This is a genomic window from Mesorhizobium sp. 131-3-5 (genome assembly GCF_016756575.1).
In the GTDB taxonomy this organism is placed as follows: domain Bacteria; phylum Pseudomonadota; class Alphaproteobacteria; order Rhizobiales; family Rhizobiaceae; genus Mesorhizobium; species Mesorhizobium jarvisii.
Map to the genome: position 1 here is coordinate 2978505 of NZ_AP023254.1, position 19126 is coordinate 2997630.

Below are 19126 nucleotides of genomic sequence, written 5' to 3' on the forward strand. Positions count from 1 at the left end.
CCCTCCTAGGAGACCACCCCCGCCGCCTTTGCCCGCAGATACGCCAGCCCCGCCACCGCCAGATCCCCCACGGCCATCCCCCGGAACACGAACGCCGTGGCCTCGCTTGGGCCCTGCCGCCCCGCAAAATCGCCGCAGACCAGGCCGGTCAGGTCGCCGGTGACCAGCGCGGGGTCGACCATGGGTTTGGGCATCTGCTTCTCCTGCTCCAGATCGTCGACGACGATGCGGTCGAGGCGACGCATCGTTGCGGGCAGCCAGGGCAGTGCCAGGTCGGTGATGGCGGTGAAGCTTCCCGGTTTCAGCCAGTTGGCGTCGAGGAACGGTTCGGGTTCGGGCACCAGCGTCACCGTCGACACCACCATGTCGGCGCCCTCCACCGCGGCCCTTGCGGTGTCGCAGGGGATTGCGTTCAAGCCCCGCGACCGCGCCATCTCGCAAAGCGCGTCGCGATTGCTTTTGCCGCGACCGAAGGCGCGGATTTCGCGCAGCGGAAAGAGGTCGGCGAACGCTTCGAGGTGGCCGCGCGCTTGCACCCCGCAGCCGATGAAGGCGACGGACGACGCATCGGGCCTTGCCATGCGCCGGGCGGCGACGGCGCTGAGGCCCGCCGTGCGCTTGGCCGTCACCCAATTGCCGTCGACCAGGGCCAGCGGCAGGCCCGTCTCGGCGTCGAGCAGGGTGATCAGCGAATTGATCGTGGCCAGTCCGCGCGCGGCGTTGCGCGGGTTCACCACCAGCGACTTGGTGGCCAGAACCGGCGGCACGGTGGCGACGCCCAGCGTGGCCATGAAGTAGCGGTCGTCGCCCGGCCATACGGCCGCCTTCGGCGCACACCAGACCTCGCCTCGTCTCTGGCCGACGATCTGGCGTTCGATCTCGTCGACGATTTCTGGCGTGGAGATCGCCAGGCGATCGAGAACCGCCGATGACAGATAGGGCAGGGTTTCGGCAGTGTTCATCGTGTCATGTTTCCCCAGGAAAACCATCAGACTACACGATGCGCGCGGGGTCGAAAGCCTCGCGCCGCGAGCGGTGTTGCGGCACGCGAGGTCAGGCCGCGCCGCTCAGGCGTCTTGCGGCGGGGTCGAACAGCGCTTCCGCCGCCAGCGTCTGGCTGGAATGGGCTGCCTCGTAGGCAAGCGCCTCGGGCGCGGGGAGGGCGGGCGAGAAGAGAAAGCCTTGCGCGACCATGCAGTCGAGCGAGCGCAGGATCAGGCGGTCGGCGTCCGTCTCGACCCCCTCGGCCATGACCTCTATGCCCAGCGTTCGGCCGAGATCGATGACCGTCTTGACCAGCGCCTGGTCCTCGACGGACTTGGCCAGGTCGCGCACGAAATGCTTGTCGATCTTGATCTTGCTGATGCGGCTGTCCTTCAGCGCCACCAGTGTCGAAAAGCCGGTGCCGAAATCATCGAGCACGATCGAGATGCCGGCGTCGGCGAGGCGGCCGATCTTTTCGTCGACCCGTTCGCGGTCGACCGGCGCTTCCTCGGTGATCTCGATCTCGAGCATCGCCGCGGGCAGGTTCCTCGCCCTCAGCATGTCCAGGATCATGTCGTCGACATTGCCGGCCTCGAGCTCGCGCGGCGACAGGTTCATGGCGACCCGCACATCGCCGCGGCCGTTCTTCACCAGGGCCTCGATCATGGCGCAGCAATTGCGGAACACCGTTTCCGTCAGCAGCGGAAGCAGGCCGGTCTCGCGCGCCGCGTTGACGATCTCGGGCGGCGCGATCGCGCCATGGAGCGGGTGCTGCCAGCGCAGCAGCGCCTCGAAGCCGACCACGGCGTTGGTGTCCAGGCGCACCAGCGGCTGGAACCATGAGCTGAGCGCGCCGGCCTCGGCGGCGCCGCGCAGGTCGCGCTCGATGCAGTGCTTGCGCTCCAGCGCCTGGTCGAGCCCGGCATCGAAGAGACAGTATTCGTTCCTGCCCTTGCGCTTGGCGGCATAGAGCGCGAAATCGGCCCGCAGCAGCATTTCCGTCAGCCGCGGTTTTTCCGAGATGTAGATGCCGATCGAGGCGCCGACGCGCACGGAGTTCAACTGCGGATCCGGTTGCGCGATGGCCGCGATGAGGGCTGAGGCGAGCGCGCCGGCCGCTTGCCAGGATGTCGCGGCGGGGAACAAGAGCACGAACTCGTCGCCGCCTATGCGCGCGATCGTCGCGCCTTGCGGCGCATGGTCCTCGATCCTGCGCGCGACCTTGACCAGCAGATCGTCGCCGATGTTGTGGCCGTAGGTGTCGTTGACGGATTTGAAGCCGTCGAGGTCGATCAGCATGGTCACGAACGGGCCGTCGGAAGGCCCGAGCTCACGGATCGCCTGCTCGAGCCCGTACCGGTTGAGCAAGTTCGTCAGCGGGTCGCGCCTGGAATTGCGGTCCATCTCGGCGGCTAATTCCGTCGCCTCGTATTTGAGGCGGCTGGCCTCGCGGAAGCTGGCCTGCCCGATCAGCGCGCTCCTGACCATTCCGCAGAGGAAAAGCACGATGGTGAAAGCCAGGACATAATTCTCGATGCCGCCCTTGGCCGCCACGCATCCGGCGGCGACCAGAAGCGGCATTGTCATGAAATTGATCGGCGCCGGCGCGTATGAGGCCGAGTAGGTGACCGCGCCCGCCGACAGCCCCGAGAGCACGATCAGATAGAGCGGCGCCTGGGCCGTGGTGTATCCGTCCGCCAGCAAGGCCAGGAAAGACCAGGCTATTCCCGACAGCAGGGCCAATGCGCCGTAGAGGGACAGCCAGGCGCCGACCCGCCTAGGGTCTCCGTCGGAAATGTTCGGCCGGAAGACGGCAAGCACCAGGCGCGCGCCGTTGATGATGCTGACCGTCGCGAACCACAGGACCGCGTCAAGACCGCCATGCGAAAGCAACTGCACGACCAGGACCAGCGCCGACAGCACCGTGCCCACAGGCATGGAAATGAAGATCCCTTTCCTCAGATCAGCGAACTGATCGCGGAGGATCCCCGTTGCCACGGCTTCGCTCTGCCCCTTGGGAGGGGGGCCAGCAAACAAGCGCTGGAAATGCCTTGCCATGGCATCGTGGTTAGGACAGCGGAATGAAAATCGTGTTAAGGATTTCAGCGGTTTACGGCTTGCCTTGCAAATAAAGGCAGACGCCGTTCCGCGGCCGAGGTTCGCAATGCCCCCCTCGGTAGCGCTGGGTCATGCGGTCGTTTTCCGGCACCGGCTGGTGGTGGATCAGGCCTTCCAGCGCGCCGACCTCGCGGTCCCTGCGCTCGAGCGGCTATCGAGAGCCATGTTCCCGGCCGTGCAGACGACCCCGGGCAGCGGACCTTGCTTAAACCCTTGTTCTTGGGCTGAATGGCGCAACGCAGCCACGCTGCGAGGGAGGGTATCGAGATGACCCAAGACAGTCCAAGACCGCTTGCCGAGATCGCCAGCTATCACGCCCATATCTATTTCGACGGGCCGGCCGAGCGGCAACATGCCGAATGGCTGCGCCTGCGCATCGGCGAGCGTTTCCGCGTGCGCCTGGGCAATTGGCACGAGGGGAAAGTCGGCCCGCATGACCAGGCCATGTACCAGGTCTCCTTCGCCAACGAGATTTTCGGCGCGCTGGTTCCGTGGCTGATGCTGAACCATGGCGGCCTGAGCATCCTCATCCACCCGAATACGCAGAACCCCAAGCGCGACCATCTGGTCGATCCGGTCTGGATCGGCCGGCCGCTGGGGGTGCATGGCGAGGTGCTTCCGGATGAGCATGAGGCGGAAGAGGCGCTGGAGCCGAACACCGAGCCGACGCTGCCGGCGTAGGGCCTGGCCAGCTATCCGTCGCACGGGATCGGGCGTTCGCAAAAAGCCGACAAGTAAGGTACCGTGCCTAACCGAGCAGCCCCTGGATGGTGGCCGCCACGGCTTGCGGCGCGTACGGCTTGGGCAGGAAGACGCCGCCGGTCGGCATGGCGTCCCGGGTCGGCTGTTGCTTGCCTGAGGTGATGATGATCTTGACCGGCGGCCAGCGGTCGCGCACCGCTGCGGACAAGCGCAGGCCGTCCATGGAGCCGGGCATGTCGATGTCGGTGAACAGGATGGCGATGTCCTGACGGCTTTCCAGTATTTGGATCGCCTGGTCGGCATTGCTCGCCTCCAGCACGCCAAACCCCGCCTCGCGCAGCTCGTCGGCGATGGCGAACAGCAGAAAGGCTTCGTCTTCGACGACGAGGACGGTGACAGGCGTCTGAATGGTCATAGCATGCCTTATGTAGTCAGTACGGTGCTGTCGGCAATTGGGGTGCCGGTGCGTTCAGCACGCATTCGACGCCGTCGGGGTGGTAGTCGATCTTGACCGATCCGCCGAAGTCGGTGCCGAAGACGCGCTCGATCAGGAACCGGCCGAAACCGCGCCGGCTCGGCGGCGTCACCGGCGGCCCGCCGCTTTCGCGCCAGCGCCAGATCAGCCTGATGCCGCCCGAACTCTCGTGCGACGGTCGCAGCGACCATTCGATGACCACCTTGCCTTGCGGGGTCGACAGCGCGCCATATTTCAGCGCGTTGGTGGCCAGCTCGTTGACGGCGAGCGCCAGCGTCAGCGCCATCTTCGGGTTGATCGGCAGGGCCGGGCCGGAAATCGAGATCTGTTCGAGCGGGAAGGTGGCGATGGTGTTGTCGACCACTTCGCGGATCGAGGCGCTGGTCCAGCGGGTCTTGTTCAGTATGTCATGGGCGTTGGCCAGTGCGCGCAAACGCTCGTTGAAGGTCGCGCTCGCGGTGGCGATATCGGTGTTGCGCAGCGTCTGCGAGGCGATGGCCGCGACCATCGCCAGTATGTTCTTGATGCGATGTTCGAGCTCGTGGGTCAGCAGCTCCTGCCGCGCCTGCGCCTCGCGCCGGTCGGTGACGTCCTGCATGACGCCGAACATCTTGACCGGCTTGCCGGTCTCGTCATGGACGAAATCGATGTGGCGCGACAGCCAGCGCAATTCGCCCGTGTCGGGACGCCGGATGCGGTATTCCACGGCGGGCACGGCGGTGCCTTCTTCTCGCGTACGCGGGTTGGAGCGGACATCCTTGTCCTCCGGAATGACGATGTCTTCCAGCACCGAGATGTGCACGCTGTCGCGCGGCGACAGTCCCCAGAGACCCCAGAAGCCCTCGGAGCCGACCACGGTTCCGCTGGCAATGTCGAGTTCGAGGGCCGCGATGCCGGCGGCATTCTGCGACAGCTGCAAGCGGCGCTCGCTCTGCAGCAGGGCCTGGGCCGCCTGCTTCTGGTCGTCGATATCGGTGTTGGTGCCGATCCAGCGCAGTATGGCGCCGTCGGCATCGCGGATCGGGACGGCGCGGGCAATGAACCAGCGATAGATGCCGTCATGCCGACGCAGCCGGAACTCGGTTTCGTAGAAGGTGCCGGCGGCCAGCACGTGCTGCCACTTTTCCCCGGCCGCGACGATGTCGTCGGGGTGCACGATGTCGGCCCAGTCATGACCGTCGAGCTCGCCCGGTGTTGCACCGGAATAATCGTAGACGCGCGGGTTGAACCAGTCGAGCAGCCCCTCCGGCGTCGCCGTCCAGACGTGATTGGGCATCGCCTCGGCGAAGGTACGGAACTGGGTCTCGCTCTGGCGCAGCGCCTGTTCGGCAAGCAGCCGGTCGGTGACGTCGACACCTTGCACGAAGATGCCGAAAACCTCGCCAGCGGGATTGCGCACCGGCTGATAGACGAGGTCGATGAAGCGGTCTTCGATCGCCGCACCCGGCGTGCGCTGCAACTCGGCCCTCAGCGCGTGGCCGACGAATGCCTCGCCGGAGTTGAAAACCTGGTCGAGCAGTTCGAAGAAGCCTTGGCCTTCGACCTCGGGCAAGGCCTGGCGGATCGGCAGGCCGATGATGTCGCGGTGGCCGACGAGCTGCATATAGGCGGCATTGGTCAGTTCGACGACATGCTGCGGGCCGGACAGCATGGCCATGAAGCCCGGCGCCTGTTCGAACATCTGGCGCTGGCGGTCGCGCTCTCCGGCGCGCCAGCGGTCGGCGGCAACCTTGGCGGTGGTCTCGATGACGATGGCAACGACGCCGGCCGGTTCGCCGCTTTCGTCGAGCACCGGCGAATAGTCGAGATCGAGCCAGACCTGTTCGGGCCTGCCGGTGCGGTTGAGCGTCAGCACCTGCTCGCGATAGGCCAGCGTGTCGCCGCCCAGGCACACCTTCATGATGTTGTCGTTGAAGTCGGCGACTTCGGGCCAGCCTTCGCGCACTTTCGAGCCGAGCAATTGCGGATGGCGGCCGCCGGCGAATTCCGAATAGCCGTCATTGTAGATCATGACGCCATCCTCACCCCACAGCATGACGATCGGCACCCTGGAGCGCAGGATCAGCGAGACCGCCGTCTTCAGGCTCTGCGGCCAGACCTCGATCGGTCCGATCGAGGTCTGAGCCCAGTCGAAAGCCGCGATCAGCCGGCCGAGCTCTCCGCCGCCGGCGAGGAAGGCATGACGACGATCTCCTATCGCGTGTGTACTGGTCGCTGGCATGGCGTCTCGTGGATCGGTCGGCGTTTATTCGGGTTCAGTCGGGTCGTCGCTAGGATTTCGGGCGTCGCCGTCAACGATTGCCCGCCATCGGTCGTCCCACCCACGTGACTTCGCGCCACCGGCGCGCCGCCGAACTGTCTCGCGTTCGATGAGATTGTGACCATGCATGCCCCGACCTGCAGAACCCGGGACGGGGCCGATCGGTTCCCGACGCGCGGAAATTTCCTTGGAATACAGGGCCTCGCCGCGCAATGGTCGGCGATTCTACCGAATTTCTTTGCAACCCGTTAATTTGGCCATGCTGTCAATAAGCGTTTGCTAATGCATGCCGGCCGGGACCGCGTAGCGGTTTGGGATAACGGCATGCGCGAAACTGATTGGTTTGACGCGGGGTACGCAATGACCAAGAATCTCGGCAACGCACGTTATGTGCCGCCCAAGGACATGAAGGTTTCCTTCTTCGGCAAGGTGGCCCCAGCGCTGTTTCCGCTCGTCGCGGCGGCGCTGGGATACATGATCGGGCGACAGTTCTTCGGCCTGTAGGTTCCGATCGCTCGGCCGAAATATCAGCCACTGATTTCGGCTGCCGCGTCCTCGGCATTGGCATCGGCCCGCTTGACGCGTTCGCTGGCCAGCAGCACGACCGGGCAGGCGACCGCGGCGAGCACGGCTGTCGCCGTGTCGCCGAAGAACAGCTCTTCGCCCGGCCGTTGGGTGACACCCATGACCACCATCGCGGCCCCTTTGGCCACCTCCCTGGCGATCGCCCTGTCCGCCGTGGCTCGCGTGCGGATCGCGGTGTCGACGGCGACGCCGTAGCGGTCCGCGAGATCGGCGACATCCTTGAGCACGGCTTCCTCCCGCCGGTGCGAGACCGTGCCCGGCCCGCTGCCTTGCCTGGCTTGCGAGACATAGAGCACCTTGACGCGGGCCCGGTGCGGCCGCGCCAGCGCCAGCGCGAAATCGGCGGCGCGGCGCGCGACTTCGGTGCCGTTGACGGGGACCAGTATCGTCGTTCCGGCGCGCAGCGCCGGCATCTTTCCATTGGCCTTGGCGCCGTTCAGCACTAGGCAGAGCGGGCCGTCGAAACCACTGCTGATGTCCTTCAGCGCGCCGCTGAAGGTGCCTTTGTCGGTCAGCGTGTTCTCCAGTCCGACCAGCAGAAGCCCATAGCCCTTGCGGGCTTCCGCGGCGATTGTCTCGGCGCTGGCTTGAAGCTCGGTGCGGGCGGTGAGATGGACCTTGTCGACAAGCGTGTCCTCGGCCTTGCTGACGGCCCTCGCACTCCTGGCCGCGCCTTTCTTGACCTCCCTCGACGCCCGCTCCGAACCCTTGTCGCCGACCTGCCCGGCGAGCTCGCCGTCCTGAAGATGAAGCAGTGTGGTCGGCATGCCGCTGCCGCCGCCGACCAGGCCTGCGAGATAGGCGGTGAACTTGCCGACCGGGCTGTCGTCGACCAGCAGCAGCAAGCGCTCCAGCCTGGAGACGAAGCCGCGCTCGTCGAGCAGTTCGCGCTCGACGCGCTGCTTCTCGGCATGGCCGACCGGCAGGCGGCCGAGCGCCCAGCGCAGCATGGGCGGCATGGCGAGCGTGGTGATGACGGCCATGGTGACGATCATCGTGAACAGATTGTGGGACAGGATGTTCATCGACAGGCCGATGCTGGCGACGATAACCTCGGTCGAGCCGCGGGCGTTCATGGCGCTGCCGACGGCGGTGGCTTCCTTCAGCGACATGCCGGCCAGCCGGCCGCCGAGGAAGGCGCCGCCGAACTTGCCGATGCTGGCGATGGCGACCAGTGCCACCGTCAGCAATGCCAGCGTCGGATCGGTGAGCACGGTGAGGTCGGCGGACAGGCCGGCCATGCCGAAAAACACCGGCATGAACAGCGCGGTGATGACGCCGCGCAGCTGGCTCTCGATGTGGTCGGACAGGATCGGCGATTCCCCGACCAGTATGCCGGCGACGAAGGCGCCGAGCACCGTGTGGACGCCGATCAGGTTGGTGATCAGCGCCATCACGCCCATGATGATGAGGATGACCGTGATGACGGCATATTCGCTGCGGAAAGAGTCGTTGCTCCAGCGGATCAGCGTGAAGACAAGCCGGCGGCCGACGGTGAAGGAGAACACCATGAACAGCGCCACCGAGACCACGGTGGTGATGAGCGGCACGACCTGCAGGCTGCCATGGGTGGCTATGCCGAAGGTGATCGCGATGACCAGCCAGCCGATCGTGTCCTCGATGATGGCCGAGGAGATGATGACCTGGCCGAGATTGCGGCGCATGAAGTTCATCTCGCGCACCACCATGGCGACGATCTTGACCGAGGAGATCGACAGGGCCGTGCCGAGGAACAGTCCCGCGACGACGCGCTGCCGCGGGTCGGGCAGCAACGAGTCCGGCAGGAAATGCGCCAGCGCGAAGCCGAAGGCGAAAGGCACGACGACGCCGGTGATCGAGATCGAAAAACAGGCCGCCCCGACGCGGCGCACCAGGCGCAGATCCGTCTCCATGCCGGTCAGCAGGAGCAGCAGCAGGATGCCGAGCTGGGACACCGCATCGATCATGCCCTTCTGCGCCGGATCGCTGGAGAAGATCAGGTGCTGGGCGTCGGGCCATATCCAGCCGAACAGCGAGGGGCCGAGCAGAATGCCGCCGATCAGCTGACCCATGATCGCCGGCTGGCCGTAGCGCTGGAAGATTTCGCCGAGGCCGCGGCCGACCAGCAGGAGAAGCACGATCTCCGCGACGAACAGGCCCTCGGCCGAGCCGCCCATGCCCGAGGCATGTCCGGGCGGCTGGGCGGCGAAAGCGCGGCTTGCCGATGCCAGGGCAAGGGTAGCCAGCACGAGGGTGGCCGCGAGACGGCCTGACGTCGTTGCCGGTTGCCGGTTCATGGGTTCCCTCAAGCGTCGCGGCGGACTGACCATGACAACGCATGGTCGGCCTTTGCGTTGCAGCCGCCCGTTGCCGCATTTGGAAGTTATCGAGGTCAGACGTGGACATCACCGAAGGCGAGCTCGCCGTCGCCGCCGGACGCGAAAAGGACGATGGCGAACAGCCAGGCATAGAATGCAGCCACGCCGACCACGATCACCACGCCAGGAATGGGGCCAAGGGCGGCGCTGTCGACGGCATAGCGGAGCGAGCCGACGAAGCCGGTTCCGGCACCCCCGACCTGAAGGCTTGGCGTCGATATTTTCAGCACCCATGCCAAGAGCAGGATCAGGAAGAGGTAGATGTAATTGCGGCGCAGGCGCCGCGCCAAGGCGGCGCGTTGCGACAGCAGGAATTTCGGCGCGCGCAGGCCTTCGCCGACGATAAGCAGCCAATCCGAGGCGAAGTCGGGTTGCGGGGAGAAGATCTGCGCGAAATAGTGGCGCTCGAACTGGCGCACGCGGGCGCGGTAGAAGTCGAAGAAACGGTAGCGGCGCGCCTCGATCCACAAAAGCAGCAGGATCAGCAGCATGGCGAACAACAAGACGCCATGATGGGCGCTGGCCGTCGACAGTGAGACCGAGAGCATCGCTGCCACCACGGTGATCGCCCAGTTCGTGGTCCTGTCGAGCCGATCGCGCCAGCCCGCCATGCGCGCGATTTCGGCGCGATGGAAATGCGACAGCGTGTTCACGCGCTCCGTCGATGAAAGGACGGGACCCGCGGGCGTCGCCGACGCATCGTTCATGGCATCCTCCGGCAAGGACTAAAACAGTTTGCCGGCAACATTGTTCCCCTGGGTCACCTGGCGTGATTGTAAGAACGCCCGGTCATTCCGGCCCGCCGATCCAGTCGACCAGCAGGGCGGCGGCGCCAAAGACTGCGCTGATGGCGCACACGCAAGTCCAGCCGCCCCAAGTCCAGGCAACTCCGGCCAGCAAGGAGCCGATGGCGCCGCCGATGAAGAAGATGCCGACGAACAGGCCGTTGAGCCGGCCACGTGCCTCGGGCTGAAGCAGATTGACGGCACGGCGGCCGAGCGTCTGGTCGCCGGTGACGCCGATGTCAAGCAGCACGGCGCTGATGCCCATCAGCGCCAGCAATTGCCATGACGCTTCGGACTGAGAGGCGCCGGCCCAGGCGGCGAGTGCCATCGCGCCGATCAGCACGAGGTGACAGACGATGGTGGCGGATCGCGTCCAGCCATGGTCGCCGGCGCGGCCGAACAAAGGCGTGACCACGGCGCCGCCGGCGCCGACGAGCGCGAAGAGGGCAATGCCGCGCTGGCCAAGGCCGAAGGGCGGCTGTGCGAGGCGCAAGGCGACCGCCGTCCAGAACAGGCTGAACGCCGCCATCACCAGCGCCGCGGTCAGTGCGCGCCGCCGCAGCACCGGCTCGTCGCGCAGCAGCCCGAACAGTGAGGCGATCAGCGCGCCATAGGTCGATTTCGCCTCCGGTCGCCGCTGCGGCAAGGTGAAGGCGAGCACGCCGGCGAGCAGGACGAGCGCGGTAGCACTGAGGCCGTAGAAGGCGCGCCAACCCCACGCGTCGGCGACGAGGCTGGCCAGCGGCCGCGCCAGCAGGATGCCGATCATCAGCCCGCTCATCACATCGCCGATGACCCGGCCGGCCTCGCCGGGCGGCGCCATCGAGGCGGCGATCGGCACAAGGATCTGGATCGCCGAGCAGGCAGCGCCGAGGATGAACAGGACGATCAGCAGCGAGGCGATGGTGGGCGCGAAGGCAGCGACGCCCGCCGCAAGGGCGGCCGCGGCCAGCATGCGCAGGATCAGGGCGCGATTTTCGGTAAGGTCTGCCATCGGCACCAGGAAGAACAGGCCGGCGGCATAGCCGAGCAGCGTGGCCATGGCGACAAGGCCGACGCTGGCGGCGCTGGCGCCGAGCGACCGGCCGATCAGCCCGACCAGCGTCTGCGGCGCGAACAGATTGGTGACGATGATGCCGGTGGAGGCGGCGAAGAGCAGCGTCTGCGGGCCGGTGATGGTGCCGGCGGGCAGCCGCTCGCACAGCTGGCCATCATTGGTATCAGGCATGGAGTCCTCAGGAAGTTGCATATTGTGGGAGGACTTTATGCCGAAGCAATATCATGCTACAATTCAATCAATTCGATAATGATTATGCGAGATGTGCATGAATATCCATGACCTCGAAGCCTTCATCGCCGTGGTGGAAACCGGCTCGATCGTCGGCGCCTCGGCTAGGCTCAACCTGACGCAGCCGGGCGTCACGCGCCGCATCCAGAATCTCGAGGATGGGCTGGCGACAGCGCTGCTCGACCGCCAGTCGAAGCCTCTGAAGCCGACGGCGTCCGGGCGCGAGGCCTATGAGCATGGAAGGCGCGTGCTGCGCTCGCTGGAGGATCTCAGGGCGGGCGTGTCGCCGCAAGGCGAGGTCAAGGGCGAGTTCCGCCTGGGCGTCATGCCCTATCTCTCCGACGCGGCACTTGCGCTGCCGCTCGACACTTTGCGCGCCGCCTTTCCGCAACTGACGCTGCGCATCACCTCGGGCTGGTCGCCAAGGCTGGTGGAGCAGGTGGCGCGCAGCGAACTCGACGCCGTGGCGGTGTGCCTCGCCGAAGGCCTGGCGCCGCCGGACGAGCTGGTCTGCGACGATCTCGGCGTGCAATCGGTGCTGCTGGTCGCATCCCCCAGCCTCGGCGTGCCGAAGCCGGCGAATCTCGCCGACCTGTCGCGCTTTGCCTGGGTGATGAACGAAAACGGCTGCGGGTTTCGTGCCTTCATCCGTCAGAGTTTCGAGGCGGCCAGACTGCCGTTCCAGGTCGGGGTAGAGGCGCTCAGCGTCGACCTCAGAATGTCGCTGGTGGCACGCGGCCATGGCATCGGCATCGTCACGCCCGGCGCCTTTGCCGACAGCCGCTGGCGCGATAAGGTGGAGGTCATCGACTGCCCCGACTTCAAACCGCAAGTGCGCGCCTGGCTGCTGCACCGCCCGCCGGCGGGACGGCTCGCCCGTCCGATCGCGCTGTTTCGAGATGCGCTGATCGACGGGCTGAAGGTGCCGATGCCGCTGGTGTCGTAGGGAGGCTGACGACCAACTGGATGTGCACCTTCTACCAGTCGCAATGACGGTCGACATCGCCGACGATCACTTTGCATTACCAGGTCTTGACCCCTCCGCAACGAACCCCAGATCGACCATGCCGCCGCCAGATGAGCCGGTGCAGACTCGGGCGTCAGCTCCATGGGCGGCGGTCTTGTGACCGTCGAACTCGGGCATCATGTGCCGGAGCGTTACAGGAGACCCGCGACCGGGCGAGGGCGTTCCCAAAGGTTGAGCGGATCGGACCAGAAGCAGAGCCAAAAAAGCAGCACAGATGGGGCGGGGGAGCGATGCCGGCTTCAGACGGCGCGTTGTCCTCCGGAGCATGGCAGCCACAGCATACAAACGTGCCAGAAACAGGATCAAGAAGGAGAAAGTGCAATGACCATTCGTGATCTCATGCCGTGGAGCCGCGACACCAGCCAGTCTCCGACCCTCTTTCGCGAAGGCGATCGGGACCCGTTCATGGGCCTGCATCGCGAGATGAGCCGCCTGGTCGACGACATGTTCCGCGGCTTCGAGTCGCGGCTTCCGTCCATGGGCAGGTTGTCTTTGGCCGGCACCGGTTGGCCCAGCGTGGAAATCTCCGAAACGGACAAGGAGATCCGCGTGACAGCCGAGATACCCGGCATGGAGGAGAAGGACATCGAGGTGTTGCTCGATGACGGCGTCCTGACGTTGCGCGGCGAAAAACACTCCGAGACCGACGACAAGGAGCGTCAGTTCACCGAGCGGTTCTATGGCCGCTTCGAACGTCGCATCCCGATCGGCTTCGAAGTCGCGGAGGACAAGGTCGCCGCCGACTTCCGCAACGGCGTACTGTCCGTGAGCTTGCCGAAGTCCGAGAAGGCGCAGAGCAAGGCAAAGCGCATCCCCATCGGCGGCAAGAGCACCAAGCACTAGAACAGACCTGCCGGGCGCGCGTGCCGCGCACGCCCGGCATTGACCGGCGGATTTCGCGCCGGTCGCCCTTGAGAATCCCCCAGCGTTCGGCAACATGGCGGCAAGGCTGGGAGCGCAAGGATGAACAAGGCCATTTCCGCCGCACCGGGCAAGTCCGTACCGCGCAAGGCGCCGATGGCGCTGACCGAGGCGCTGGTGGCGCGGACCATGCGGGTGGTCGAGGATGCCGGGCCGACGCCGGGCATGGTCCATATGCAGGACGCCGACTATGCGCGGTTTCGCGACGAGATCCTGGCCTCGGCACCGCCCGGACCGCTGAAGCTGTTCGCCTATGGCTCGCTGCTGTGGAAGCCGGCCGGCGAGGTCAGGGGTGGCGAACGCGCGGTGGCGCGCGGCTGGCACCGGTCGTTCTGCTTCACGGTGCAGCGCTTTCGCGGCACGCTCGAGCAGCCCGGCCTGATGATGGCGCTCGACCGTGGCGGCCAGTGCCGGGGCATGGTGTTCGAGATCGCCGCGCCGGTCGCCGCCAATCTGGAAGCGCTGCTGCGCCGCGAGATGACCATCCTGCCCGCCGTCAACGTGCCGCGCTGGCTGCAGGTCAGCACGGAAGGCGGGATGAGCCAGGCGCTCGGCTTCGTCGTCGATCCCGCCAATCCGCGCTATGCCGGCAAGCTCGACAAGTCCGCGGTCGCGGCGACTTTGGCCAGGGCCGTCGGCCACTGGGGTTCGGGCGCGCAATATCTGTTCGAGACGATCCGCCATCTCGACGCCTGCGGCATACGCGACCGCAATCTCTGGCAGTTGCAGGAACTGGTGGCGCAGGAGATTGGGCGCGACCATGCGGCTGTCTAGCCGTTCGCGGGTCTACCGGGGACCGTGCGAACCAGGAAATCCCGAAAGCTTTCCGGCGGCTTACCCGTAAGCGTGGTGAAATCGCTGGAGGTCGAGGTGTAACGGCCCTCGGCGATCGAGGCGCATAGTGTGGCGAAAGCCTGTGGCCAGGGGCTGTCGAGGCGCGCCGACGCCGAAGCCAGATAGTCGCTGAGGGCGCAGGGACGATAGCGCAGGGGCCGTGCTGTCGCCTCGGCATAGAAGGCAGCGATCGCGTCGAAGCCCTGCGCCCGATCTCCGGTGATTGTGTAGAGGGTGCGGGATGTGTCGGTCTTTGCCGCCGCCGCGGCGACGGCCGCCGCCACGTCGTCGCGCGAAACCGGCGCGACCAGGCCCTGTCCGGCAGGCAGCGCCAATTCCCCCGAGGCGGGCTCAAGCCAGGTGTCGAGAATGAAATCGCTGTAGAGGCCGCAGCGCAGGATGGTCGAGGGCACGCCACAGGTGGCCAGCCGGCGCTCGGCGTCACGGTAGACCGGTGCGTAGTAGAAGGGCGAGGGTTCACCGATATCGACGATGCTGGTGAAGGTGATGTGGCGGACACTGGCGGCCGCTGCGGCCGCGATGGCGTTGGCGTGATGGCACATGACCGCCTCCGCAGCGCCATCGCTTGAAATCAGGACCAGCTCGTCGATGCCGGTGAAGGCTGTCTTCAGCGCCGAGGCATCCTCATAGTCGCCGACGCGCAGCGCTGTTTCCCGGGGCAGGCGCCCTTGCGCGGCCTCAGGCTTGCGGACCAGCGCGGCCACCTCGTGGCCTGATGACACCAGCCTCGAGACGACCGCGCGTCCGACATGGCCGGCGGCTCCGGTGACGAGGATCATCAGGGTGCTCCATCTTCTGCTCAGTCCAGTCTTGTGCCAGTCCAATCTTGCACTTGACGAACATATATCCCTGCGGTTATACGTCAACCAATAGCCAACGGGTTATCGATCTGACATGCCGGATACCCATGACATGCTCTTCAGGACGCTCGCCGACCCGACCAGGCGGGCGATCTTCGAACGGCTGTGCCGCCAGGGCGAGCAGACGGTGGGAGCGCTGACGAGCCAGTCCGGCGTCTCGCAGCCGGCCGTGTCGAAGCATCTGGGCGTGCTCAAGCAGGCTGGGCTGGTGCGCGACCGCCACGAGGGTCGCCAGACGCATTACAGCGCGCAGCTTGGCGCGCTGGCGCCGCTGATGGACTGGACACGCGAGATGGCCGGGTTTTGGGAGGCTCGGTTCGATGATCTCGAGGATTTGCTCAAAAGGATGGACCAGTGAACGATAGTGCCACTGAAAACCGCACTGTCGTCGTCGAGCGGCAGATCTCCCATCCGCCGGAAAAACTTTGGCGCGCGCTGACGCAACCGCATCTGATCGAGGAGTGGCTGATGAAGAACGATTTCAAGCCCGCTGTCGGCCACCGCTTCAACATCAGCGCCGATTGGGGCGGCGTGCTCGACTGCGAGGTGCTGGCGGTCGAGCCGAACAAGACGCTGTCCTACACCTGGAACCTTGCGCACCAGGATCCGGCGTTCGATCTCAGGAGCGTGGTGACCTTCACGCTCACCCCGACGCCAACCGGAACGCATCTGCGCATGGAGCAATCCGGCTTCCGGCCCGAGCAGCGGCGCGCCTATGGCGGCGCCAAGATGGGTTGGCCGCGATTCTTCGAGAAGCTGGAGCAGCTTCTCGACCGGACGGACTGAAATCCACCGGCCGATTTGAAAAACCGAAGCTGACTTCACCGGGCGGCCCACCGCCAGCAAAACCTATGGAGAAAGACGATGAAGATCAAACTGACCAGCATCTATGTCGACGACCAGGAAAAGGCGCTTGCCTTCTACACCGGCGTGCTCGGCCTGACCAAGAAGGCCGATTTCAGCAATGGGCCGTTCCGCTGGCTGACGGTCGCCTCGCCGGACGAGCCCGAGGGCACAGAGCTGCAGCTGGCGCTCAACGACAAACCGGCGGCCAAGGCCTACCAGCACGCGATGTTCGAGCAGGGTCAGCCGGCGGTGATGTTCTTCACCGACGACATCAAGGGCGATCATGAGCGCATCAAGGCGCGCGGCGGCAATTTCGCCATGGCGCCGACCGAGGTGACCGGCTCGACCATCGCCAAGCTCAACGATGGCTGCGGCAATCTCATCCAGATCACGCAGCTGGCGCGCTGGTAGCGCGCCCGGTTTTCACACATTTTCACGGGAGGTAAAATTGGACTGGAGCAAATGGATCAGGCAGGCGCATCGCTGGCTGTCGATCATCTTCACGGCGACCGTCGTCGCCAATTTCGTCACCATGGCGTTTGGACAGCCGCCCGCCTGGGTGGTTTATTCGCCACTGCCGCCGCTCTTCCTTATGCTGTTCAGCGGCCTCTATATGTTCGTGCTGCCCTATGTCGCGAAAGGACGCAGCGCACAGCGGGCCAACGGATAGGAGGAAGCGCATGGCCAAGTCGACGGCCGCCAAGGCTGAGCCGAAGCTGCTTTCGGGCGGCAATCCGCAGATCGCCAAGGGCTACGGCGATGCTCCCGTGCGGGCCTATATCGCGGCCATGCCGGGCTGGAAGCGCGAGATCGGCGGGCGGCTCGATGCGCTCATCGAGCGCGCCGTGCCCGGCGTGCATAAGGCGGTCAAATGGAATTCGCCTTTCTACGGCGCCGAAGGCGAAGGCTGGTTCGTCAGCTTCCATTGCTTCACCAGATACATCAAGGTGGCCTTCTTTCGCGGCCTGTCGCTGGATCCGGTGCCGCCGGGCGAATCCCGGAGCCGGGACACGCGCTACCTCGACATCCACGAGGACGACGCGTTCGACGAGGCGCAATTCAGCGCCTGGGTGAAGCAGGCCAGCCAATTGCCTGGCGAGCGCATGTGAGCGCGCTATTGTTCATGGTTTGAGGAGAAACAGCATGACCGGATCGCAGGAGAGCAAATCTGCCTCCGAACTGATCGACGGCAGGATCAAGGAACTCGGCGACTGGCGCGGCGACATGCTGGCCCGGCTGCGCGCACTCATCCATCAGGCCGATCCCGATGTGATCGAGACCTGGAAATGGCGCGGGGTTCCCGTCTGGGAGCATGACGGCATGATCTGCACCGGCGAGACCTACAAGAGCATCGTCAAGCTGACCTTCGCCAAGGGTGCTGCGCTGCCCGATCCCGCGCGCCTGTTCAACTCCAGCCTCGACGGCAATACGCGGCGGGCCATCGATTTTCAGAAGGGTGAGGAGGTCAATGAAGAGGCGTTGAAGGCGCTCGTGCGGGCCGCCGTGGCGCTGAATACTTCCAAGGCTCGAAAGTAACTGCGTCATGGGCAGTTATCCTACGGTCGACGTTAGCGCTGCCCCTCACTGTCCTGCCGGACATCTCTCCCCGTAAACGGGGCGAGAGGGCCTGGCCGCAACGCCGGCGCATTTTCTGCAACGCTGGCGATTGGCGAAATCGGCCACAACAGCAGCGTCCCTCGTCCCGTTTACGGGGAGAGGATGCCGGCAGGCAGGTGAGGGGCAGCGCCGGCGTTGGAAGTTGTGGCGATTTCGACGCCCACGCGACCATGGGATCTGCCGGAAGGCAGCTGCTGATATCGCCTCGCACACCGCAAACCAGCCGTGTTTACGATCTGGGAAGCTTGACGGTGCTAGATAGCGCCGGATGATGGCTGGCCGCCTTGGCCGGCCCCCGGATGGATTTGCCATGAACAGCCCGATGCGCATGCCGTGGGTGGACACGGCCAAAGGCCTCTCGATCATCCTCGTGGTCATGATGTACGCGGCCTACAACACAGGCGAGTACACTGGCGGCGTCGGCTTCATGCACTATGTCATCGGCTTCGCGACGCCGTTCCGCATGCCGGAATTCTTCCTGATCTCCGGCCTGTTCCTGTCGCAGGTGATCGACCGGCCGTGGCGGCGCTACATCGACCGGCGCGTCGTCCACTATCTCTATTTCTACGTGCTGTGGGCGATCATCTCGATCGGGCTCAAGATCGGCATCTTCAGCCGCGATCCCGCAGGCATGCTGCACGATCTGGCAATGGCCGTCGTCCAGCCCTATGGCGTGCTGTGGTTCATCTACATGCTGGCGGTGTTCGGCCTTGTGGCCAAGCTCTTGCGGCAGTTCGGCGTGCCCGCCTGGATTGTCATCCCGGGTGCTGCCGCATTGCAGATGTGGGCTCGGCATCCGGACAGCTATGCGGTCGAACAGTTCGCGGCCTATTTCGTGTTCTTCTATGTCGGCTTCGTCATGGCGCCGCTGGTGTTCCGGCTCGTCGAATGGACACAGCCCCGCCCGATGCTGGCCGTCGCCGGTCTGCTCTTGTGGGCTGTCGCCAACGGCCTGCTCGTCTATTCGCCGGGCTATGCCATGCAACCGGTCGGCATGCAGATGGGGCTGGCGGCGTGGCCGCCGCTGCATCTTACTCTGGCCGTCGCCGGTGCGGTGGCGCTGTGCGTGCTTGGCGGCGTGCTGTCGCAATTCGCCTCGATGGAATGGCTGCGCTGGCTCGGCGAACATTCGCTGGTCGTCTATGTCGCCTTCACCATTCCGATGTCGCTCTTCCGCGGCGCCGCACTGGCAAGCGGCCTGCTGACCGACACCGGCATGCTCAGCCTGGCGGTACTGATGGTCTCGATCATCAGCCCCGTCGTACTCTATCTCATCATCCAGCGCGTCGGCTTCGGCATGTTCCTGTTCGAGCGGCCGGCCTGGGCGCATATCGACAACAGCGCGCCGCTGGCGGCACCGAGCGCGGCGCTGCCTGCTGCCGCCGCTCAATCAAGCCGGACATAGCCGAGCCTGAGCAATTCCAGGAAAAGTGTGAAGCGGTTTTC

The 19126-nt window shown here is 65.5% G+C and carries 20 protein-coding genes; 12 read left to right on the forward strand and 8 right to left on the reverse strand.

From position 1 onward, the window contains the following. Positions 1-5: 5 nt before the first annotated feature. Together JG747_RS14485 and JG747_RS14490 are read right to left on the reverse strand one after the other, a co-directional pair. Positions 6-962, reverse strand: a complete 957-nt coding sequence (locus JG747_RS14485) for an ornithine cyclodeaminase family protein (protein ID WP_202362046.1) — start codon at positions 960-962, stop codon at positions 6-8. A 91-nt stretch (positions 963-1053) separates the two neighbouring features. Continuing rightward, positions 1054-2922 carry a putative bifunctional diguanylate cyclase/phosphodiesterase gene (locus tag JG747_RS14490; RefSeq protein ID WP_244748399.1) on the reverse strand — a complete coding sequence of 623 codons (1869 nt, stop codon included), beginning with the start codon at positions 2920-2922 and terminating at the stop codon, positions 1054-1056. A gap of 447 nt (positions 2923-3369) precedes the next feature. Between JG747_RS14490 and JG747_RS14495 the strand changes: the two genes are divergently transcribed. Beyond that, positions 3370-3783: a DOPA 4,5-dioxygenase family protein gene (locus JG747_RS14495; RefSeq protein WP_069092743.1), complete on the forward strand. Its 414-nt coding sequence runs from the start codon at positions 3370-3372 to the stop codon at positions 3781-3783. Between the two features lie 67 nt (positions 3784-3850). Here JG747_RS14495 and JG747_RS14500 read toward each other — a convergent pair whose 3' ends face one another. Continuing rightward, positions 3851-4219 (reverse strand): response regulator, encoded by a 369-nt coding sequence (locus tag JG747_RS14500; protein ID WP_069092742.1) that lies wholly within the window; start codon positions 4217-4219, stop codon positions 3851-3853. 16 nt (positions 4220-4235) lie between these two features. Next, complete coding sequence (locus JG747_RS14505) at positions 4236-6500, reverse strand: PAS domain S-box protein (RefSeq protein WP_202362048.1); 2265 nt, start codon at positions 6498-6500, stop codon at positions 4236-4238. Positions 6501-6863: 363 nt separating this feature from the next. On the opposite strand from JG747_RS14505, the gene JG747_RS14510 reads away from it, so the two are divergent. Then, positions 6864-7043: a hypothetical protein gene (locus JG747_RS14510; protein ID WP_202362401.1), complete on the forward strand. Its 180-nt coding sequence runs from the start codon at positions 6864-6866 to the stop codon at positions 7041-7043. Between the two features lie 23 nt (positions 7044-7066). Here JG747_RS14510 and JG747_RS14515 read toward each other — a convergent pair whose 3' ends face one another. The 3 genes from JG747_RS14515 to JG747_RS14525 form a co-directional block, all read right to left on the reverse strand. After that, the gene (locus tag JG747_RS14515; protein WP_202362288.1) at positions 7067-9280 is read right to left on the reverse strand and encodes a cation:proton antiporter domain-containing protein; all 2214 of its coding nucleotides are present in this window, start codon (positions 9278-9280) and stop codon (positions 7067-7069) included. A 215-nt stretch (positions 9281-9495) separates the two neighbouring features. After that, a complete protein-coding gene (locus JG747_RS14520; protein ID WP_202362049.1) occupies positions 9496-10188 on the reverse strand; it encodes a DUF2270 domain-containing protein in 693 nt (230 codons plus the stop codon). 82 nt (positions 10189-10270) lie between these two features. After that, on the reverse strand, positions 10271-11494 hold the full coding sequence (locus JG747_RS14525; RefSeq protein WP_064985945.1) for an MFS transporter: 1224 nt from the start codon (positions 11492-11494) through the stop codon (positions 10271-10273). Positions 11495-11591: 97 nt separating this feature from the next. Here JG747_RS14525 and JG747_RS14530 point away from each other — a divergent pair, with 97 nt between their 5' ends. From JG747_RS14530 to JG747_RS14540, 3 genes are all read left to right on the forward strand, one after another. Continuing rightward, the gene (locus JG747_RS14530) at positions 11592-12500 is read left to right on the forward strand and encodes a LysR family transcriptional regulator (protein ID WP_019859685.1); all 909 of its coding nucleotides are present in this window, start codon (positions 11592-11594) and stop codon (positions 12498-12500) included. Between the two features lie 402 nt (positions 12501-12902). Next, on the forward strand, positions 12903-13424 hold the full coding sequence (locus JG747_RS14535) for an Hsp20/alpha crystallin family protein (protein WP_202362050.1): 522 nt from the start codon (positions 12903-12905) through the stop codon (positions 13422-13424). A gap of 120 nt (positions 13425-13544) precedes the next feature. Continuing rightward, entirely contained in the window at positions 13545-14276 is a 732-nt protein-coding gene (locus JG747_RS14540; RefSeq protein WP_069092739.1) for a gamma-glutamylcyclotransferase, read from the forward strand. On the opposite strand, the gene JG747_RS14545 is transcribed toward JG747_RS14540, so the two are convergent. Next, positions 14273-15136 (reverse strand): NAD(P)H-binding protein, encoded by an 864-nt coding sequence (locus tag JG747_RS14545; RefSeq protein WP_069092738.1) that lies wholly within the window; start codon positions 15134-15136, stop codon positions 14273-14275. The genes JG747_RS14540 and JG747_RS14545 overlap by 4 nt on opposite strands. Positions 15137-15251: 115 nt before the next feature. On the opposite strand from JG747_RS14545, the gene JG747_RS14550 reads away from it, so the two are divergent. The 7 genes from JG747_RS14550 (at position 15252) to JG747_RS14580 (ending at position 19085) form a co-directional block, all read left to right on the forward strand. After that, positions 15252-15575: an ArsR/SmtB family transcription factor gene (locus JG747_RS14550; RefSeq protein ID WP_010910781.1), complete on the forward strand. Its 324-nt coding sequence runs from the start codon at positions 15252-15254 to the stop codon at positions 15573-15575. Continuing rightward, entirely contained in the window at positions 15572-16003 is a 432-nt protein-coding gene (locus tag JG747_RS14555; RefSeq protein ID WP_064985936.1) for an SRPBCC family protein, read from the forward strand. Before JG747_RS14550 ends, JG747_RS14555 begins: the two co-directional genes overlap by 4 nt. A 78-nt stretch (positions 16004-16081) precedes the next feature. After that, positions 16082-16474, forward strand: a complete 393-nt coding sequence (locus JG747_RS14560) for a VOC family protein (protein ID WP_064985934.1) — start codon at positions 16082-16084, stop codon at positions 16472-16474. 37 nt (positions 16475-16511) lie between these two features. Next, positions 16512-16733: a hypothetical protein gene (locus tag JG747_RS14565; RefSeq protein WP_019859676.1), complete on the forward strand. Its 222-nt coding sequence runs from the start codon at positions 16512-16514 to the stop codon at positions 16731-16733. 10 nt (positions 16734-16743) lie between these two features. Continuing rightward, entirely contained in the window at positions 16744-17172 is a 429-nt protein-coding gene (locus JG747_RS14570; protein ID WP_202362051.1) for a DUF1801 domain-containing protein, read from the forward strand. A 34-nt stretch (positions 17173-17206) separates the two neighbouring features. Further along, a complete protein-coding gene (locus JG747_RS14575) occupies positions 17207-17599 on the forward strand; it encodes a DUF1801 domain-containing protein (RefSeq protein ID WP_019859673.1) in 393 nt (130 codons plus the stop codon). A gap of 391 nt (positions 17600-17990) precedes the next feature. Next, a complete protein-coding gene (locus JG747_RS14580; protein WP_202362052.1) occupies positions 17991-19085 on the forward strand; it encodes an acyltransferase family protein in 1095 nt (364 codons plus the stop codon). The last annotated feature ends 41 nt before the right edge of the window (positions 19086-19126 follow it).

Excerpts from the sequence above, each read along its gene's own strand:
- JG747_RS14485 (WP_202362046.1), bottom strand. The coding sequence starts at position 962 with ATGAACACTGCCGAAACCCTGCCCTATCTGTCATCGGCGGTTCTCGAT.
- JG747_RS14490 (WP_244748399.1), bottom strand. The coding sequence starts at position 2,922 with ATGCCTGTGGGCACGGTGCTGTCGGCGCTGGTCCTGGTCGTGCAGTTG.
- JG747_RS14495 (WP_069092743.1), top strand. The coding sequence starts at position 3,370 with ATGACCCAAGACAGTCCAAGACCGCTTGCCGAGATCGCCAGCTATCAC.
- JG747_RS14500 (WP_069092742.1), bottom strand. The coding sequence starts at position 4,219 with ATGACCATTCAGACGCCTGTCACCGTCCTCGTCGTCGAAGACGAAGCC.
- JG747_RS14505 (WP_202362048.1), bottom strand. The coding sequence starts at position 6,500 with ATGCCAGCGACCAGTACACACGCGATAGGAGATCGTCGTCATGCCTTC.
- JG747_RS14510 (WP_202362401.1), top strand. The coding sequence starts at position 6,864 with ATGCGCGAAACTGATTGGTTTGACGCGGGGTACGCAATGACCAAGAAT.
- JG747_RS14515 (WP_202362288.1), bottom strand. The coding sequence starts at position 9,280 with ATGGGCGGCTCGGCCGAGGGCCTGTTCGTCGCGGAGATCGTGCTTCTC.
- JG747_RS14520 (WP_202362049.1), bottom strand. The coding sequence starts at position 10,188 with ATGAACGATGCGTCGGCGACGCCCGCGGGTCCCGTCCTTTCATCGACG.
- JG747_RS14525 (WP_064985945.1), bottom strand. The coding sequence starts at position 11,494 with ATGCCTGATACCAATGATGGCCAGCTGTGCGAGCGGCTGCCCGCCGGC.
- JG747_RS14530 (WP_019859685.1), top strand. The coding sequence starts at position 11,592 with ATGAATATCCATGACCTCGAAGCCTTCATCGCCGTGGTGGAAACCGGC.
- JG747_RS14535 (WP_202362050.1), top strand. The coding sequence starts at position 12,903 with ATGACCATTCGTGATCTCATGCCGTGGAGCCGCGACACCAGCCAGTCT.
- JG747_RS14540 (WP_069092739.1), top strand. The coding sequence starts at position 13,545 with ATGAACAAGGCCATTTCCGCCGCACCGGGCAAGTCCGTACCGCGCAAG.
- JG747_RS14545 (WP_069092738.1), bottom strand. The coding sequence starts at position 15,136 with ATGATCCTCGTCACCGGAGCCGCCGGCCATGTCGGACGCGCGGTCGTC.
- JG747_RS14550 (WP_010910781.1), top strand. The coding sequence starts at position 15,252 with ATGCCGGATACCCATGACATGCTCTTCAGGACGCTCGCCGACCCGACC.
- JG747_RS14560 (WP_064985934.1), top strand. The coding sequence starts at position 16,082 with ATGAAGATCAAACTGACCAGCATCTATGTCGACGACCAGGAAAAGGCG.
- JG747_RS14570 (WP_202362051.1), top strand. The coding sequence starts at position 16,744 with ATGGCCAAGTCGACGGCCGCCAAGGCTGAGCCGAAGCTGCTTTCGGGC.
- JG747_RS14575 (WP_019859673.1), top strand. The coding sequence starts at position 17,207 with ATGACCGGATCGCAGGAGAGCAAATCTGCCTCCGAACTGATCGACGGC.
- JG747_RS14580 (WP_202362052.1), top strand. The coding sequence starts at position 17,991 with ATGAACAGCCCGATGCGCATGCCGTGGGTGGACACGGCCAAAGGCCTC.